Genomic DNA, 17,737 nt, shown 5'->3' on the forward strand with positions numbered 1-17,737 from the left:
TGAAGGCGACTTGTGTAGGAGCGAGCTTGCTCCTACAGCGGCTTTCCTGCGGACAAAAACAAAACCCCTACCTGCATACGCAGATAGGGGTTTCGGAATTTAATCTTGACGATGACCTACTCTCACATGGGGAAACCCCACACTACCATCGGCGATGCATTGTTTCACTGCTGAGTTCGGGATGGGATCAGGTGGTTCCAATGCTCTATGGTCGTCAAGAAATTCGGGTACTGAACCGTCTTTCGACGTTTCAGCAAATTGGGTATGTGATAGCTTTCGGTGTTTTGTGAGGTCTCGAACTTTCGGTTCGTTTCGTCTTCACACACCGCAATCTGATGCTCTTTCGAGTAGTCAAATTGCTTGGGTGTTATATGGTCAAGCCTCACGGGCAATTAGTATTGGTTAGCTCAACGCCTCACAGCGCTTACACACCCAACCTATCAACGTCGTAGTCTTCGACGGCCCTTCAGGGGACTCAAGGTCCCAGTGAGATCTCATCTTGAGGCTAGTTTCCCGCTTAGATGCTTTCAGCGGTTATCTATTCCGAACATAGCTACCCGGCAATGCCACTGGCGTGACAACCGGAACACCAGAGGTTCGTCCACTCCGGTCCTCTCGTACTAGGAGCAGCCCCTCTCAAATCTCAAACGTCCACGGCAGATAGGGACCGAACTGTCTCACGACGTTCTAAACCCAGCTCGCGTACCACTTTAAATGGCGAACAGCCATACCCTTGGGACCGGCTTCAGCCCCAGGATGTGATGAGCCGACATCGAGGTGCCAAACACCGCCGTCGATATGAACTCTTGGGCGGTATCAGCCTGTTATCCCCGGAGTACCTTTTATCCGTTGAGCGATGGCCCTTCCATACAGAACCACCGGATCACTAAGACCTACTTTCGTACCTGCTCGACGTGTCTGTCTCGCAGTCAAGCGCGCTTTTGCCTTTATACTCTACGACCGATTTCCGACCGGTCTGAGCGCACCTTCGTACTCCTCCGTTACTCTTTAGGAGGAGACCGCCCCAGTCAAACTACCCACCATACACTGTCCTCGATCCGGATAACGGACCTGAGTTAGAACCTCAAAGTTGCCAGGGTGGTATTTCAAGGTTGGCTCCACGCGAACTGGCGTCCACGCTTCAAAGCCTCCCACCTATCCTACACAAGCAAATTCAAAGTCCAGTGCAAAGCTATAGTAAAGGTTCACGGGGTCTTTCCGTCTAGCCGCGGATACACTGCATCTTCACAGCGATTTCAATTTCACTGAGTCTCGGGTGGAGACAGCGCCGCCATCGTTACGCCATTCGTGCAGGTCGGAACTTACCCGACAAGGAATTTCGCTACCTTAGGACCGTTATAGTTACGGCCGCCGTTTACCGGGGCTTCGATCAAGAGCTTCGCGTTAGCTAACCCCATCAATTAACCTTCCGGCACCGGGCAGGCGTCACACCCTATACGTCCACTTTCGTGTTTGCAGAGTGCTGTGTTTTTAATAAACAGTCGCAGCGGCCTGGTATCTTCGACCGGCATGGGCTTACGCAGTAAATGCTTCACCCTCACCGGCGCACCTTCTCCCGAAGTTACGGTGCCATTTTGCCTAGTTCCTTCACCCGAGTTCTCTCAAGCGCCTTGGTATTCTCTACCCAACCACCTGTGTCGGTTTGGGGTACGGTTCCTGGTTACCTGAAGCTTAGAAGCTTTTCTTGGAAGCATGGCATCAACCACTTCGTGTTCCAAAAGGAACACTCGTCATCAGCTCTCGGCCTTAGAATCCCGGATTTACCTAAGATCCCAGCCTACCACCTTAAACTTGGACAACCAACGCCAAGCTGGCCTAGCCTTCTCCGTCCCTCCATCGCAATAACCAGAAGTACAGGAATATTAACCTGTTTTCCATCGACTACGCTTTTCAGCCTCGCCTTAGGGACCGACTAACCCTGCGTCGATTAACGTTGCGCAGGAAACCTTGGTCTTTCGGCGTGGGTGTTTTTCACACCCATTGTCGTTACTCATGTCAGCATTCGCACTTCTGATACCTCCAGCAAGCTTCTCAACTCACCTTCACAGGCTTACAGAACGCTCCTCTACCGCATCACCTAAGTGATACCCGTAGCTTCGGTGTATGGTTTGAGCCCCGTTACATCTTCCGCGCAGGCCGACTCGACTAGTGAGCTATTACGCTTTCTTTAAAGGGTGGCTGCTTCTAAGCCAACCTCCTAGCTGTCTAAGCCTTCCCACATCGTTTCCCACTTAACCATAACTTTGGGACCTTAGCTGACGGTCTGGGTTGTTTCCCTTTTCACGACGGACGTTAGCACCCGCCGTGTGTCTCCCATGCTCGGCACTTGTAGGTATTCGGAGTTTGCATCGGTTTGGTAAGTCGGGATGACCCCCTAGCCGAAACAGTGCTCTACCCCCTACAGTGATACATGAGGCGCTACCTAAATAGCTTTCGAGGAGAACCAGCTATCTCCGAGCTTGATTAGCCTTTCACTCCGATCCACAGGTCATCCGCTAACTTTTCAACGGTAGTCGGTTCGGTCCTCCAGTTAGTGTTACCCAACCTTCAACCTGCCCATGGATAGATCGCCCGGTTTCGGGTCTATTCCCAGCGACTAGACGCCCTATTAAGACTCGCTTTCGCTACGCCTCCCCTATTCGGTTAAGCTCGCCACTGAAAATAAGTCGCTGACCCATTATACAAAAGGTACGCAGTCACCCAACAAAGTGGGCTCCCACTGCTTGTACGCATACGGTTTCAGGATCTATTTCACTCCCCTCTCCGGGGTTCTTTTCGCCTTTCCCTCACGGTACTAGTTCACTATCGGTCAGTCAGTAGTATTTAGCCTTGGAGGATGGTCCCCCCATATTCAGACAAAGTTTCTCGTGCTCCGTCCTACTCGATTTCATGACTAAGAGATTTTCGCGTACAGGGCTATCACCCACTATGGCCGCACTTTCCAGAGCGTTCCGCTAATCTCAAAGCCACTTAAGGGCTAGTCCCCGTTCGCTCGCCACTACTAAGGGAATCTCGGTTGATTTCTTTTCCTCAGGGTACTTAGATGTTTCAGTTCCCCTGGTTCGCTTCTTAAGCCTATGTATTCAGCTTAAGATACCTAACTTATGTTAGGTGGGTTCCCCCATTCAGACATCTCCGGATCAAAGTCTGTTTGCCGACTCCCCGAAGCTTTTCGCAGGCTACCACGTCTTTCATCGCCTCTGACTGCCAAGGCATCCACCGTATGCGCTTCTTCACTTGACCATATAACCCCAAGCAATCTGGTTATACTGTGAAGACGACATTCGCCGAAAATTCGATTCTTGCTCATAAAGAGCAACTCACAAATTTTACCTTAGCCTGATCCAACACCAGTGAAAGTGTTGTCCAGTCTATCTTTCTATCACATACCCAAATTTTTAAAGAACGATCTAATCAAAGACTAGAAATCAATATTCACAGTGGAATACTCATTTCTAAACTCTAACGTCAGAAGCAGTGAATGGTGGAGCCAAACGGGATCGAACCGTTGACCTCCTGCGTGCAAGGCAGGCGCTCTCCCAGCTGAGCTATGGCCCCGTATTTCTACAGGCGTTTCCCACACAGGCAAAATTGGTGGGTCTGGGCAGATTCGAACTGCCGACCTCACCCTTATCAGGGGTGCGCTCTAACCAACTGAGCTACAGACCCAATTTTGATGCTTTCGCAATCAAACTTGAAGCGTGTAGCTTAAAGCTTGAAGCTGCTTCTATCGTCTTCTTCAATGAATCAAGCAATTCGTGTGGGAACTTATGGAGCAGCTGATGTCGTCGATTAAGGAGGTGATCCAGCCGCAGGTTCCCCTACGGCTACCTTGTTACGACTTCACCCCAGTCATGAATCACACCGTGGTAACCGTCCTCCCGAAGGTTAGACTAGCTACTTCTGGTGCAACCCACTCCCATGGTGTGACGGGCGGTGTGTACAAGGCCCGGGAACGTATTCACCGCGACATTCTGATTCGCGATTACTAGCGATTCCGACTTCACGCAGTCGAGTTGCAGACTGCGATCCGGACTACGATCGGTTTTCTGGGATTAGCTCCACCTCGCGGCTTGGCAACCCTCTGTACCGACCATTGTAGCACGTGTGTAGCCCAGGCCGTAAGGGCCATGATGACTTGACGTCATCCCCACCTTCCTCCGGTTTGTCACCGGCAGTCTCCTTAGAGTGCCCACCATAACGTGCTGGTAACTAAGGACAAGGGTTGCGCTCGTTACGGGACTTAACCCAACATCTCACGACACGAGCTGACGACAGCCATGCAGCACCTGTCTCAATGTTCCCGAAGGCACCAATCCATCTCTGGAAAGTTCATTGGATGTCAAGGCCTGGTAAGGTTCTTCGCGTTGCTTCGAATTAAACCACATGCTCCACCGCTTGTGCGGGCCCCCGTCAATTCATTTGAGTTTTAACCTTGCGGCCGTACTCCCCAGGCGGTCAACTTAATGCGTTAGCTGCGCCACTAAGAGCTCAAGGCTCCCAACGGCTAGTTGACATCGTTTACGGCGTGGACTACCAGGGTATCTAATCCTGTTTGCTCCCCACGCTTTCGCACCTCAGTGTCAGTATCAGTCCAGGTGGTCGCCTTCGCCACTGGTGTTCCTTCCTATATCTACGCATTTCACCGCTACACAGGAAATTCCACCACCCTCTACCATACTCTAGCTTGTCAGTTTTGAATGCAGTTCCCAGGTTGAGCCCGGGGATTTCACATCCAACTTAACAAACCACCTACGCGCGCTTTACGCCCAGTAATTCCGATTAACGCTTGCACCCTCTGTATTACCGCGGCTGCTGGCACAGAGTTAGCCGGTGCTTATTCTGTCGGTAACGTCAAGACAGCAACGTATTAGGTAACTGCCCTTCCTCCCAACTTAAAGTGCTTTACAATCCGAAGACCTTCTTCACACACGCGGCATGGCTGGATCAGGCTTTCGCCCATTGTCCAATATTCCCCACTGCTGCCTCCCGTAGGAGTCTGGACCGTGTCTCAGTTCCAGTGTGACTGATCATCCTCTCAGACCAGTTACGGATCGTCGCCTTGGTGAGCCATTACCTCACCAACTAGCTAATCCGACCTAGGCTCATCTGATAGCGCAAGGCCCGAAGGTCCCCTGCTTTCTCCCGTAGGACGTATGCGGTATTAGCGTCCGTTTCCGAGCGTTATCCCCCACTACCAGGCAGATTCCTAGGCATTACTCACCCGTCCGCCGCTCTCAAGAGAAGCAAGCTTCTCTCTACCGCTCGACTTGCATGTGTTAGGCCTGCCGCCAGCGTTCAATCTGAGCCATGATCAAACTCTTCAGTTCAAACATCTTTGGGTTTTTAAGAAACCCTAAACTTGGCTCAGCAATCGTTGGTTACATCTTTGATTTCTCGCGGAGTAACTTGTGATGCTGATAATCTTGTTGACTATCAGTCTGACTCCACAAGCACCCACACGAATTGCTTGATTCAGTTGTTAAAGAGCGGTTGGTTAAGATCTTTCGTCTCAACCGAGGCGCGCATTCTACGCTTTCCTCTGCTGCTGTCAAGCGGTTATTTTCAGAAGTTTTCAAAGTTTCCTTTGCAACTTCAACCACTTGCGCTTCCGATCTCTCGTTAGCGGGAGGCGAATTCTACAGCGTTACTCGCTGCTGTCAACACCTCTTTTTCTCCGCTTTCGACCGAGAAGATCGAACCGTCAAAAGAGCCAAACATCACCGCTCTTTCAACTCCTTCTGGGCTTCGATGAACTGAAGCAACTCGCTGTCGAAAACTGCGTAACTCTTTGTTTACCAAGGAGTTTTCCGTTTCGACTGCGCCGGAAGTGGGGCGAATTATAGACTACAGAATCTGCCGTCAACACTTAATTTAACAATTCTGTCATATAAGGCAAAAACCCCTGAAAACGCGAAGGCCGGGCCCCCTTCAATAGAGGGTGCCGGCCTTCTTCCCTTCTACTTACAAGCTAGGGAATGCGAATTGCGACGCCTCATGGCTCGCCCGTTGCGGCCAGCGCTGGGTAATGGCCTTGCGACGGGTGTAGAAACGCACGCCATCCGGACCATACGCATGCAAGTCGCCGAACAGCGAACGCTTCCAGCCACCAAAGCTGTGATACGCCACTGGCACCGGCAAAGGTACGTTGACGCCAACCATACCGACTTCGATCTCATCGCAGAACAGCCGCGCCGCTTCCCCATCACGGGTAAAGATGCAGGTGCCGTTGCCATACTCGTGATCGTTGATCAGCTGCATGGCCTCTTCCAGGCTGTTGACGCGCACAACGCACAGCACTGGCCCAAAGATCTCTTCTTTATAGATGCGCATTTCTGGCGTGACGTTGTCGAACAGGCAGCCACCCAGGAAGAAGCCTTCCTCGTGACCGGCCACACTCAGACCTCGACCATCGACCGCCAGCGATGCACCGGCCGAAACGCCGTCTTCTATATAGCCACTGACTTTGTCACGAGCCTGACCGGAAACCAGCGGCCCCATGTCCAGACCACAGGTCGTACCGGCACCGATCTTCAGCGCCTTGATCTGCGGCGTCAGTTTGGCCACCAACGCATCCGCCACCTGGTCGCCAACGCACACGGCCACCGAGATCGCCATGCACCGCTCACCGCAGGAACCGTAAGCCGCGCCCATCAGTGCGCTGACGGCGTTATCCAGATCCGCATCCGGCATCAGCACCGCGTGGTTCTTCGCCCCGCCCAGCGCCTGAACGCGTTTGCCGCGCTTGGTGCCTTCGGCATAGATGTACTCGGCAATCGGCGTCGAGCCCACGAAGCTCAGCGCTTTGACTTCCGGCGCTTCGATCAGCGCATCCACCGCCGCCTTGTCGCCGTGCACTACGCTCAAAACGCCTTTAGGCAAACCGGCTTCCAGCAACAGCTGAGCGATCAGCAGCGTCGAGCTTGGATCACGCTCGGACGGTTTCAGGATGAAGCAGTTGCCACAGACGATCGCCAGCGGATACATCCACAGCGGCACCATGGCCGGAAAGTTGAATGGCGTAATACCGGCGACCACGCCCAACGGCTGGAAGTCCGACCAGGCATCGATGTTCGGGCCGACGTTGCGGCTGTATTCACCCTTGAGGATTTCCGGCGCCGCGCAAGCGAACTCGACGTTCTCGATGCCACGCTTCAGTTCACCGGCAGCATCCTCGAGTGTCTTGCCGTGTTCTTCGCTGATCAGTTGCGCGATGCGCGCTTCGTTCTGCTCCAGCAGTTGCTTGAAACGGAACATCACCTGAGCACGTTTGGCCGGTGGCGTATTACGCCAGGCCGGAAACGCAGCCTTGGCCGAGTCGATGGCTTTCTGAATGGTTTCGCGGCTGGCCAATGGCAGCTTGTGAATGGCCTGGCCGGTGGACGGGTTGAACACGTCGGCGGTGCGACCGTCTTCGGTCACCAGTTCGCCATTGATCAAATGCGGGATAAGGCTCATGCAGGGCTCCAGAAAAATTGTCCACAGGCGCCCATCGAAGGACGCCTGTATATAGAGGCTACTGTAGGAGCAAGCTTGCTCGCGAAAGATACGAGGGCGCCGTGTTCATCCAGGCAGCCCCCATTTTCGTTGACGTCCATCGCGAGCAAGCTTGTTCCTACAGGGGCTGTGTGAAATCAGTCGATTTTGTTCAGCACTTCACCGACCGCGTCGAACAGACGATCAAGGTCTTGCGGCTTGCTGTTGAAGGTTGGGCCGAACTGCAGGGTGTCGCCGCCAAAGCGTACGTAGAACCCGGCTTTCCACAGCGCCATACCGGCTTCGAACGGACGCACGATGGCATCGCCGTCACGCGGTGCGATCTGGATCGCGCCGGCCAGGCCGTAGTTACGGATGTCGATAATGTTCTTCGAACCCTTCAGGCCGTGCAGCGCATTTTCGAAATGCGGTGCGACTTCGGCCACGCTCTGCACCAGGTTTTCCTTTTGCAGCAGGTCGAGTGCTGCCAGGCCCGCAGCGCAAGCCACCGGGTGCGCGGAATAGGTGTAACCGTGGGGGAATTCCACCGCGTACTCAGGCGTCGCCTGGTTCATGAAGGTCTGGTAGATCTCGGAGCTGGCAATCACCGCGCCCATCGGGATCGCGCCGTTGGTGACTTGCTTGGCGATGCACATCAGGTCCGGAGTCACGCCGAAACTGTCGGCGCCGAACATCGAACCGGTCCGGCCGAAACCGGTGATCACTTCGTCGAACACTAACAGGATGCTGTGTTGATCACAGATCTCGCGCAGACGCTTGAGGTAACCCTGTGGCGGAACCAGTACCCCGGCGGAACCGGCCATGGGTTCTACGAACACTGCCGCGATGTTCGAAGCGTCGTGCAGCTCGATCAGCTTGAGCAGTTCATCGGCCAGGGCGATACCGCCCTCTGTCGGCATGCCACGGGAATAGGCATTGCTCGCCAGCAAGGTGTGCGGCAGGTGATCGACGTCCATCATCGCCTGACCGAACATTTTGCGGTTGCCGTTGACGCCGCCGAGGCTGGTGCCAGCGATGTTCACACCGTGGTAACCACGGGCACGACCGATCATTTTGGTCTTGGTCGACTGACCTTTCAGGCGCCAGTAAGCGCGGACCATCTTCACCGCGGTGTCGGCGCACTCGGAACCCGAGTCAGTGAAGAACACGTGATTCAGGTTGCCCGGTGTCAGGTCGGTGATTTTCTCGGCCAGTTGGAACGACAGCGGATGCCCGTACTGGAAGCCTGGCGAATAATCGAGGGTGCCCAGCTGCTTGGAGACCGCGTCCTGGATTTCCTTGCGAGTGTGCCCGGCGCCGCAGGTCCACAGACCGGACAGCGAATCGTAGACCCTGCGGCCCTTGTCATCGATCAGCCAGCTGCCCTCGGCACCGACGATCAGGCGCGGATCGCGCTGAAAATTACGGTTGGCGGTGTAAGGCATCCAGTGAGCATCGAGCTTGAGCTGGCTGGCCAGGGAAGACGGGGCGTTTTCGGGCAAGTTCATGAGCAAAACCTCGCAGGGCAATAAGCGGCATAGAGATCAAAAGCGTTCTTGCAGCTAAATTGCCACGGGGATAAAGTCGGTGAAATCCAACTTTTGTAACGTTCAGTCAGTCCTCCACTAAACTTTGAGTCATTAGAGCATGAGCAGTCGTCGTCCCGATCCGTTGGCACAAGTCAGCGACTTTGATATCCGCCTGCTGCGGATTTTTCGCAGTGTGGTGGAGTGCGGCGGTTTCTCCGCGGCGGAATCGGTGCTGGGGATCGGCCGTTCGGCCATCAGCCAGCAGATGAGCGACCTGGAGCAGCGCCTCGGCCTGCGTCTGTGCCAACGCGGGCGTGCCGGGTTTTCCCTGACCGAAGAAGGTCGCGAGGTTTACCAGTCGGCGTTGCAGCTGTTAAGTGCCCTGGAAAGTTTCCGCACCGAAGTCAACGGCCTGCACCAACACTTGCGCGGCGAGTTGACCATCGGCCTGACCGACAACCTGGTCACCCTCCCCCACATGCGCATCACCCACGCCCTGGCGCAACTGAAGGAACGGGGCCCGGATGTGCAGATTCAGATCCGCATGATCGCGCCCAACGAAGTCGAACAAGGCGTACTCGACGGTCGCTTGCATGTCGGCGTGGTGCCGCAGGCCAGTGCGCTGTCGGGCCTGGAATATCAGCCGCTCTACAGCGAACGTTCGCTGCTGTATTGCGCGGTGGGTCATCCGTTGTTTTATGTTGACGACAAACAACTGGACGACGAGCGTCTCAACAGTCAGGACGCCATTGCGCCGACCTTCCGTTTACCGGCCGAGATCCAGGCCCATTACCAGGCGCTCAATTGCACCGCCAGCGCGTCCGACCGTGAAGGCATGGCCTTCCTGATCCTGACCGGACGTTACATCGGATACTTGCCGGACCACTACGCCAGCCTCTGGGTACAGCAAGGTCGCTTGCGTGCGCTGAAACCGACAGCGCGGTTCTATGACCTGAGCCTGGCGTCGGTCACACGCAAAGGCCGCCGCCCGCATCTGGTGCTGGAGAGTTTTCTGGAGAGCCTGGCGGCGACGCGTTAAAGCGTCCCGGGCTTTTATCGCACCCGGGACTTGTCTGGAGCCTGTGGGTGCGCTATCAACGCATTCGCTGCACCCACCCACCTGTTCGGAAGTGCCTATGACCTTTGACGTCCCAGCCCACGGTGGCAAACCCGCCAGCCGCATTCGCCAGAAGAACGAAGAGACCATCATCAAAGCTGCCGAAGACGAGTTTGCCCGTCACGGGTTCAAAGGCACGAGCATGAACACCATCGCCCTGAATGCCGGGCTGCCCAAAGCGAACCTGCATTACTACTTCACTAACAAACTCGGTTTGTACGTGGCGGTGCTGAGCAATATCATCGAACTGTGGGACAGCACCTTCAACACCCTGACGGCCGAGGACGATCCGGCTGAAGCGCTGACGCGGTATATCCGCGCCAAGATGGAGTTCTCCCGTCGTCAGCCACAAGCTTCGCGGGTCTTCGCCATGGAAGTGATCAGCGGTGGCCAATGCCTGACCGAATATTTCAACCAGGATTACCGGGCCTGGTTCCAGGGCCGAGCGGGTGTATTCCAGGCGTGGATCGACGCCGGTAAAATGGACCCGGTCGACCCCGTGCATCTGATCTTTTTGTTGTGGGGCAGCACTCAGCATTATGCCGATTTCGCCACGCAGATTTGCCGCGTCACCGGGCGCACCAAACTGACCAAACAAGACATGGACGATGCCGGTAACAACCTGATCCGCATCATCCTCAAAGGCTGCGGCCTCTCACCTGCCATTTAAGTCCCTATGCCTTTTACCCTCAGCGGTTTTTGCGAGTACCGCGAAGAGATTCGCAAAAGCCGCTTCATCACCTTTGCCGCGCCCATCGGCAGCCCGGCTGACGCCCAGGCGTTCATCGAGCAGCACAGCGACTTGAATGCCACGCACAACTGCTGGGCGTGGAAGCTGGGCGATCAATACCGCAGCACCGACGATGGCGAACCTGGCGGCACCGCCGGGCGGCCGATTCTGGCGGCGATCGAAGCCCAGGATTGCGATCAGGTCGCGGTGCTGGTGATCCGTTGGTACGGCGGTATTCAACTGGGCACCGGTGGCCTCGCCCGGGCGTACGGCGGCGGTGCCAACAAGTGCCTGCAAGCGGCGCCGAAAGTCGAGTTGATCAGTCGGGTGCCGGTGAGTTGTGCCTGTGCGTTTGCCGAATTGGCATTGGTAAAACTTCGGGTAGCCGAGGCAGGCGGGTTGATTGTGGAGGAAAACTTCACGGCCAATGGGGTCGAGTTGCAACTGGCCGTTGGCGAGGCCCGGATCGACACCCTGCAATCGCAACTGGCTGACCTGAGTCGCGGACGCATTCTGTTGCAGCACTAATCGCACCAACAACGTTCACTGCCCGTTCGTCACAGCGATGTACTTGCCCACATCTGCTGTGCACCCGCCTGTGGATAACCTGAGCACATCCGGCTGTAACCCTTCTGTCATGCGGCTTTGCGGCCTTTGTATACTTTTTGTCCAATGCGCCATCAAAAAAGCTAAATCCATGTAAAAACAATTAGTTAGCGAGGTTTATCACCTTTAGGACAAAGCCGCACTTTGCTTATGCCCGAGCCTGGAGCTTGCGCACAAATACTGTGGAGCAATCTGTGGATAACCCGTTCATGACTGTCGCCGCCCCACATCCGGCATGGGCTGGTTGCGGCTGCTCGTTTTTTGACCAGAGCACCTGAGCAAAACCGGAGCTTGATCAAGGGTTTTGCCCTTAAACAGTGCCTGGCCCGGATCGACATAGAGCAAGGTTCCGATTTCAACACCTTGGTCTGCGCGGGCATTAGCGCAGACTTCGAGGGCCTCATCGCGGGCAAGCCCGCTCCCACAAGTTTTTGCGTCTATCAAAAATTCTTTGTTTACTCGGGATTACTGTGGGAGCGGGCTTGCCCGCGATGACGCCCGAACCGGCAACACTTGAGCAACGCCCCACGCTAATTCGAAGAACAGGAAAATCACCAACAACGAAGTGGCGCCATGGAGCAAGGCATAGAGCTGCCAGGTGGCAAACAGGAATCGCCCCACCGCGTCATACCGCCCATACACCTGCTGCGGATCGCGAATCCGCAGCACCGCCCACACGCACACAATCGACCCCAACAGATTGGCCATCAGCATGTGCATCGGCGCGAACGACGGCAACGCTCCAGGCAGATCCAACGCCTGACTCAAACCCGACAACACCCCATGCAACGCCGCGAAACCCCAGGGCGTGACAAACGCCGCCGTGACGATCAGGTCGTACCACGCACTGCCGCGCACCAATTGACGATATTGCGTTGAAGTCCACATCGGCATTGCTCCATAAATTCAGGGAGCAACCAGGCTAAAGCCTGGAGTATGCTCCAGGGTCAAGCCCCTTCGAGACGTCATGATGCGCATCGGTGAATTAGCCCAGGCCAGCGCCGTCAGCCGCGACACGCTGCGCTTCTACGAGCAGCGCGGATTGATCGCGGCGCAACGCAGTGCCAACGGGTATCGCGACTACCCGGCGGACATGGTGCAACTGGTGCTGTACATCAAGACCGCTCAACGGCTGGGCTTTACCCTGGGCGAAATCGGCAACAGCGTCGCCGCCCTGTGGCAGTCGCCCGATCCGGACCGCGCCGTCACGCAACTGCTGCAAGACAAGCTCAAGCTGATCGAAACCCGCATGGCCGAACTTGATGTGTTGCGCCAGGAGTTGCAGCAACGTATCGGGCAGCATTGTCCTTTAAATCCGTGATCTTCATTTATCAAGGAAACCACTCATGTCTACGGCAAAAACCGCACTCATCATCGGTGCCTCCCGGGGCTTGGGCCTCGGCCTGGTGAAGACCCTGCTGGCGGATGGCTGGCAAGTCACCGCCACCGTGCGCAATCCACAGAACGCCGATGCCTTGCGGGCGTTGGGCGCGGTGCGGATCGAAAAACTCGACATGGACGATCAACAGGCGGTGATCGCCCTGAGCCAACAGCTCAAGGATGAAGTGTTCGACCTGTTGTTCGTCAATGCCGGGGTCAAGGGGCCGGACGTTCAAACACCGGGTGGCGCGACGCTGGCCGAAGTCGGCCAGCTGTTCTTCACCAACGCGGTGGCCCCGATCAATCTGGCCCAGCGCTTCGCCGGGCAGATCCGTCCAGAGACCGGCGTGCTGGCATTCATGAGTTCGGTGCTCGGCAGCGTGACCATGCCTGACGCGCCGGAACTGGCGTTGTACAAGGCCAGCAAGGCGGCGCTGAACTCCATGACCAACAGCTTAGTGACGCAGTTGGGCGAGCAGAAACTCACGGTGTTGTCGCTGCATCCAGGCTGGGTGAAAACCGATATGGGCGGTGAAGGTGCTGACATCGATGTGCAAACCAGCACGCGCGGTCTGGTTGATCAGGTCAACGCGTACACCGGTAAGGGCGGGCATCATTTTGTGAATTACCGGGGTGAAACCATTCCCTGGTAAACACAGCCGTCCCCCCTGTAGGAGCTGGCTTGCCAGCGATGGTGTGTCAGTCGACATCAATGTAGCTGACACACCTTCGCTGGCAAGCCAGCTCCTACAGGGGGTCATTCGTCGCCTGGTCGGGGTGGGCTTGCCCGCAGCGCAGTTTTGTTCGAAACTGCGCACCTCGTCCCCCGCGACGACCCTGGATCAGCAGACAGGGCAACACTGAGCTGGCAACCCTGAACCCAACTTTCAGAGGAGCCGGCCACTATGCCTGCGACCCGTACCTGGTTAAAAAATCCCCTCGCGACCTTCACGGCCAATGACCTCGATGCCCGTGGCGGTCTGGTGCTGCAAGACGGTTTGATCGTCGAAGTACTCGCCGCTGGCCAGCAACCTTCCACGCCCTGTGGACAAGTGTTCGATGCCCGCGAGCATGTGATCCTGCCGGGGCTGATCAACACCCATCACCACTTCTACCAAACCCTCACCCGCGCCTGGGCGCCGGTGGTCAATCAGCCGTTGTTCCCGTGGCTGAAAACCCTGTATCCGGTCTGGGCGCGCCTCACCCCTGAAAAACTCGCCCTCGCCAGTAAAGTCGCGTTGGCCGAGCTGCTGCTGTCCGGCTGCACCACCGCTGCCGATCACCATTATCTGTTTCCGCAAGGCCTGGAAAATGCGATCGACGTGCAAGTCGAGAGCGTTCGCGAACTGGGCATGCGCGCCATGCTCACTCGCGGTTCCATGAGCCTCGGCGAAGCCGATGGGGGGCTGCCGCCGCAACAGACCGTGCAGGAAGGCGAAGTGATCCTGGCCGACAGCCAACGCCTGATCGCCGAGTACCACGAACGGGGTGACGGCGCACACATCCAGATCGCGCTGGCGCCCTGCTCGCCGTTTTCGGTGACCCCGCAAATCATGTCCGCCAGCGCCGACCTGGCCAATAAACTCGACGTGCGCCTGCATACTCACCTGGCGGAAACCCTCGACGAAGAAGACTTCTGCCTGCAGCGTTTCGGCCTGCGCACCGTGGACTATCTGGACAGCGTCGGCTGGCTCGGCCCGCGTACCTGGCTAGCGCACGGTATCCATTTCAACCCGGATGAAATCGCCCGTCTCGGCGCGGCGGGCACCGGGATTTGCCATTGCCCGAGTTCGAACATGCGCCTGGCTTCCGGCATCTGCCCGACACTGGACCTGACCGCTGCCGGCGCCTTGCTCGGCCTGGGCGTGGACGGTTCGGCCTCCAACGATGCCTCGAACATGATGCTCGAAACCCGTCAGGCGCTGTATATCCAGCGGTTGCGTTATGGCGCGGAAAAGATCACTCCGCAATTGGTGCTGGGATGGGCCACCAAGGGCTCGGCGCAGTTGCTCGGGCGCACGGACATCGGCGAACTGGCGGTGGGCAAGCAGGCGGATCTGGCACTGTTCAAGCTCGATGAACTGCGCTTCTCCGGCAGTCATGATCCGGTTTCTGCGTTGTTGCTGTGCGGCGCGGATCGGGCGGATCGGGTGATGGTCGGTGGCAGGTGGCGGGTGATTGATGGGCAGGTTGAGGGGTTGGATCTGAAAGGATTGATTGCGGATCACAGCCAGGCGGCCCGGCAACTGATCGCCAGCGTCTGATTCAACACCTGACAAAACTGTGGGAGCGGCGGTGCGACGATTCGACTTGCCCGCGAAGACGGTGTACCTGCCGCAGAAGATACGGTGGATGTACCGGCCTCTTCGCGAGCAAGCTCGCTCCCACATTGGTTATGTGATGTGTTCAGAGGCCGAGCAACGACAACATGATGAACGTCGCGAACAATACAAAGTGGGTCATCCCTTCGATGGCATTGGTTTCGCCATCGTTGAGGTTGATCGCGCTGACGATCAGGGTGAGGAAGACCATTACGGTCTGCACCGGGGTCATCGCCATCTGGAATGGCTGGCCCGTGTAGAGCGCCATTGCTTCCATCACCGGCACCGTCAGGATCACCGTCGACAGCGACGCACCCATGGCGATGTTGACCACCGACTGCATGCGGTTGGCCAGCGCCGCGCGCAACGCCGTCAGAATTTCCGGAGCCGCGGAAATCGCCGCCACCAGGATCGCCGTCATCACCGGCGGTGCGCCCGAACCTTCCAGCCCCAGGTCGAGGGTCTTGGACATCACTTCGGCCAGTGCGCCGATCACCACCACACCGAACACCAACGTCCCGATGCTCAATGCCAGATTGATCGGCTCCGGCTCTGCAGTCGGTTCCTTCTTGCGACGCTTTTGCGGATAGCTGTAGCTGAAGAAATAGCTATGCGGCCCGACCTGCATGCGCAGGAACAGGGTGTAGAGCACGACCATCGCACCGATGGTGAAGGCCGAATAGAGTTTCCAGTTCGCCTCTGGGATGAACTCCGGTACTACCATGGACACGCCCATGGCGGTGAGGATCATCACGCTGTAGCTGCGCGCCGAGTCGTCGTTGTAGGACTGTTCGCCATGCTTGATCCCGCCCATCAACGCGGCCAGGCCGAGGATGCCGTTGATGTCGAGCATCACCGCGCAATAGATCGTGTCGCGCACCAGGGTCGGTGATGCTTCATTGCTCATCATGATCGCCAGGATCACCACTTCCACCAGTACCGCGGCCAGGGTCAGGATCATCGTGCCGTAGGGATCGCCAACTTTTTCGGCGAGCAGTTCGGCGTGATGGGCGACGCGCATGGAGGCGATGACAATGAACGCGACCAGCACCAGGCCGCCGGTCAGCGCGATGGGCTGGCCGCTGTGCAACATCCAGTGCTCCAGCGGATAGGCGACGAAGGCAGCGATCAGGGCCAGCAGCAGAAACTTTTCTTGCTTGATGAGTGTGAGCATTGCGGGCCTTTTTTGCCGTGTGAGGCGCAATCAATGTGCTGAGCTACTGACTGCGGAGCGACGCTAACGTTTCGTTACACCTTAGCGCACCCGTGGATGGCAACCGCGCCAGGCCATGCACTTTTGTTGGCCTTTCGGGGCTATTCGCCGGCAAGCCGGTCTCGCTCCCACAGGGACTGCGCTGCTGTTGTGGGAGCGAGACCGGCTTGCTCGCGACGGCCGTCACGCGGTTTTGCGCTTCTTCGATACCTACGTCAATCGACGGAAACAGGCGGCGCTGCGATGAACCGCCTGGTCAGGTTTTGCCAAATGTTTCCACGAGCACCTGTAGAATGCTCGCCATCTGCACCTGATGAGAAAAGACTATGTACGACTGGCTGAACGCCCTGCCCAAGGCAGAACTGCACCTGCACCTGGAAGGCTCGCTGGAGCCTGAGCTGCTGTTCGCCCTCGCCGAACGCAACAAGATCGCCCTGCCGTGGAGCGATGTCGAAACCCTGCGCAAGGCGTACGCTTTCAACAATCTGCAAGAGTTTCTCGACCTGTATTACCAGGGCGCCGACGTGCTGCGCACTTCTCAGGATTTCTACGACCTGACTTGGGCCTATCTGTTGCGGTGCAAGGCGCAGAACGTGATTCACACCGAACCGTTCTTCGACCCACAGACCCACACCGACCGTGGCGTGCCGTTCGAAGTGGTGCTCAACGGCATCGCCAGCGCGCTCAAGGATGGCGAGCAGCAACTGGGCATCACCAGCGGCTTGATCCTGAGCTTCCTGCGCCACTTGAGTGAAGAACAAGCCGAGAAAACCCTCGATCAGGCGCTGCCGTTCCGCGATGCGTTTGTTGCCGTTGGCCTGGACAGCTCGGAAATGGGTCATCCGCCGAGCAAGTTCCAGCGCGTGTTCGATCGGGCCCGCCACGAAGGTTTCCTGACGGTCGCCCACGCCGGTGAAGAAGGTCCGCCGGAGTACATCTGGGAGGCTCTGGACCTGCTGAAGATTCAGCGCATCGACCATGGTGTGCGCGCCATCGAAGACGAGCGTTTGATGCAGCGGATCATCGACGAACAGATTCCGTTGACCGTGTGCCCGTTATCGAACACCAAGCTTTGCGTGTTCGACCACATGTCCCAACACAACATTCTCGACATGCTGGAACGCGGCGTGAAAGTGACCGTGAACTCGGATGACCCGGCGTACTTCGGTGGGTATGTGACCGAAAACTTCCATGCCCTGTATACCGATCTGGGCATGACCCAGGATCAGGCCAGGCGATTGGCGCAGAACAGCCTGGATGCGCGGTTGGTCAAGCCATAAGCATCACCGCCCCCCTGTAGGAGCTGGCTTGCCAGCGAAAGCGGACTCACATTCAACATCAATG

The 17,737-nt window shown here is 56.9% G+C and carries 11 protein-coding genes, 2 tRNA genes and 3 rRNA genes; 7 read left to right on the forward strand and 9 right to left on the reverse strand.

Going from position 1 to position 17,737, the window contains the following annotated elements:
- Positions 1–103: 103 nt before the first annotated feature.
- The 7 genes from rrf to aptA form a co-directional block, all read right to left on the reverse strand.
- Positions 104–219 (reverse strand): 5S ribosomal RNA (gene rrf / locus ACA067_RS28990).
- Between the two features lie 152 nt (positions 220–371).
- Positions 372–3,264 (reverse strand): 23S ribosomal RNA (locus tag ACA067_RS28995).
- 239 nt (positions 3,265–3,503) lie between these two features.
- Positions 3,504–3,579, reverse strand: a tRNA-Ala gene (locus tag ACA067_RS29000).
- 34 nt (positions 3,580–3,613) lie between these two features.
- Positions 3,614–3,690, reverse strand: a tRNA-Ile gene (locus ACA067_RS29005).
- Between the two features lie 124 nt (positions 3,691–3,814).
- Positions 3,815–5,351, reverse strand: a 16S ribosomal RNA gene (locus tag ACA067_RS29010).
- Together the 16S, 23S and 5S rRNA genes with 2 tRNA genes alongside form the textbook arrangement of a ribosomal RNA operon.
- A gap of 634 nt (positions 5,352–5,985) precedes the next feature.
- Positions 5,986–7,479: a CoA-acylating methylmalonate-semialdehyde dehydrogenase gene (locus ACA067_RS29015; protein ID WP_497459582.1), complete on the reverse strand. Its 1,494-nt coding sequence runs from the start codon at positions 7,477–7,479 to the stop codon at positions 5,986–5,988.
- A 176-nt stretch (positions 7,480–7,655) separates the two neighbouring features.
- Complete coding sequence (aptA, locus tag ACA067_RS29020; RefSeq protein ID WP_497459583.1) at positions 7,656–9,005, reverse strand: omega-aminotransferase AptA; 1,350 nt, start codon at positions 9,003–9,005, stop codon at positions 7,656–7,658.
- Between the two features lie 139 nt (positions 9,006–9,144).
- Here aptA and ACA067_RS29025 point away from each other — a divergent pair, with 139 nt between their 5' ends.
- The 3 genes from ACA067_RS29025 (at position 9,145) to ACA067_RS29035 (ending at position 11,401) form a co-directional block, all read left to right on the forward strand.
- On the forward strand, positions 9,145–10,065 hold the full coding sequence (locus tag ACA067_RS29025; RefSeq protein ID WP_064679855.1) for a LysR family transcriptional regulator: 921 nt from the start codon (positions 9,145–9,147) through the stop codon (positions 10,063–10,065).
- A 97-nt stretch (positions 10,066–10,162) separates the two neighbouring features.
- The gene (locus ACA067_RS29030) at positions 10,163–10,813 is read left to right on the forward strand and encodes a TetR/AcrR family transcriptional regulator (protein ID WP_497459584.1); all 651 of its coding nucleotides are present in this window, start codon (positions 10,163–10,165) and stop codon (positions 10,811–10,813) included.
- Positions 10,814–10,819: 6 nt separating this feature from the next.
- Entirely contained in the window at positions 10,820–11,401 is a 582-nt protein-coding gene (locus ACA067_RS29035; RefSeq protein ID WP_497459585.1) for an IMPACT family protein, read from the forward strand.
- A gap of 543 nt (positions 11,402–11,944) precedes the next feature.
- On the opposite strand, the gene ACA067_RS29040 is transcribed toward ACA067_RS29035, so the two are convergent.
- Complete coding sequence (locus ACA067_RS29040; RefSeq protein ID WP_497459586.1) at positions 11,945–12,367, reverse strand: hypothetical protein; 423 nt, start codon at positions 12,365–12,367, stop codon at positions 11,945–11,947.
- Between the two features lie 82 nt (positions 12,368–12,449).
- On the opposite strand from ACA067_RS29040, the gene ACA067_RS29045 reads away from it, so the two are divergent.
- The 3 genes from ACA067_RS29045 (at position 12,450) to ACA067_RS29055 (ending at position 15,123) form a co-directional block, all read left to right on the forward strand.
- The gene (locus tag ACA067_RS29045) at positions 12,450–12,800 is read left to right on the forward strand and encodes a MerR family transcriptional regulator (protein WP_497462864.1); all 351 of its coding nucleotides are present in this window, start codon (positions 12,450–12,452) and stop codon (positions 12,798–12,800) included.
- Between the two features lie 25 nt (positions 12,801–12,825).
- Positions 12,826–13,512, forward strand: a complete 687-nt coding sequence (locus tag ACA067_RS29050; protein ID WP_497459587.1) for an SDR family oxidoreductase — start codon at positions 12,826–12,828, stop codon at positions 13,510–13,512.
- 252 nt (positions 13,513–13,764) lie between these two features.
- Positions 13,765–15,123 carry an 8-oxoguanine deaminase gene (locus ACA067_RS29055; RefSeq protein ID WP_497459588.1) on the forward strand — a complete coding sequence of 453 codons (1,359 nt, stop codon included), beginning with the start codon at positions 13,765–13,767 and terminating at the stop codon, positions 15,121–15,123.
- A gap of 142 nt (positions 15,124–15,265) precedes the next feature.
- On the opposite strand, the gene ACA067_RS29060 is transcribed toward ACA067_RS29055, so the two are convergent.
- On the reverse strand, positions 15,266–16,354 hold the full coding sequence (locus tag ACA067_RS29060; RefSeq protein WP_497459589.1) for a calcium:cation antiporter: 1,089 nt from the start codon (positions 16,352–16,354) through the stop codon (positions 15,266–15,268).
- 365 nt (positions 16,355–16,719) lie between these two features.
- On the opposite strand from ACA067_RS29060, the gene ACA067_RS29065 reads away from it, so the two are divergent.
- On the forward strand, positions 16,720–17,673 hold the full coding sequence (locus ACA067_RS29065; RefSeq protein WP_064679941.1) for an adenosine deaminase: 954 nt from the start codon (positions 16,720–16,722) through the stop codon (positions 17,671–17,673).
- Positions 17,674–17,737: the final 64 nt, after the last annotated feature.

It is taken from the genome of Pseudomonas sp. LBUM1674 (assembly GCF_059695635.1).

What these genes read in the sequence shown, in the direction of transcription:
- ACA067_RS29015 (WP_497459582.1), bottom strand. Translation starts at nt 7,479, where the DNA reads ATGAGCCTTATCCCGCATTTGATCAATGGCGAACTGGTGACCGAAGAC.
- aptA (WP_497459583.1), bottom strand. Translation starts at nt 9,005, where the DNA reads ATGAACTTGCCCGAAAACGCCCCGTCTTCCCTGGCCAGCCAGCTCAAG.
- ACA067_RS29025 (WP_064679855.1), top strand. Translation starts at nt 9,145, where the DNA reads ATGAGCAGTCGTCGTCCCGATCCGTTGGCACAAGTCAGCGACTTTGAT.
- ACA067_RS29030 (WP_497459584.1), top strand. Translation starts at nt 10,163, where the DNA reads ATGACCTTTGACGTCCCAGCCCACGGTGGCAAACCCGCCAGCCGCATT.
- ACA067_RS29035 (WP_497459585.1), top strand. Translation starts at nt 10,820, where the DNA reads ATGCCTTTTACCCTCAGCGGTTTTTGCGAGTACCGCGAAGAGATTCGC.
- ACA067_RS29040 (WP_497459586.1), bottom strand. Translation starts at nt 12,367, where the DNA reads ATGTGGACTTCAACGCAATATCGTCAATTGGTGCGCGGCAGTGCGTGG.
- ACA067_RS29045 (WP_497462864.1), top strand. Translation starts at nt 12,450, where the DNA reads ATGCGCATCGGTGAATTAGCCCAGGCCAGCGCCGTCAGCCGCGACACG.
- ACA067_RS29050 (WP_497459587.1), top strand. Translation starts at nt 12,826, where the DNA reads ATGTCTACGGCAAAAACCGCACTCATCATCGGTGCCTCCCGGGGCTTG.
- ACA067_RS29055 (WP_497459588.1), top strand. Translation starts at nt 13,765, where the DNA reads ATGCCTGCGACCCGTACCTGGTTAAAAAATCCCCTCGCGACCTTCACG.
- ACA067_RS29060 (WP_497459589.1), bottom strand. Translation starts at nt 16,354, where the DNA reads ATGCTCACACTCATCAAGCAAGAAAAGTTTCTGCTGCTGGCCCTGATC.
- ACA067_RS29065 (WP_064679941.1), top strand. Translation starts at nt 16,720, where the DNA reads ATGTACGACTGGCTGAACGCCCTGCCCAAGGCAGAACTGCACCTGCAC.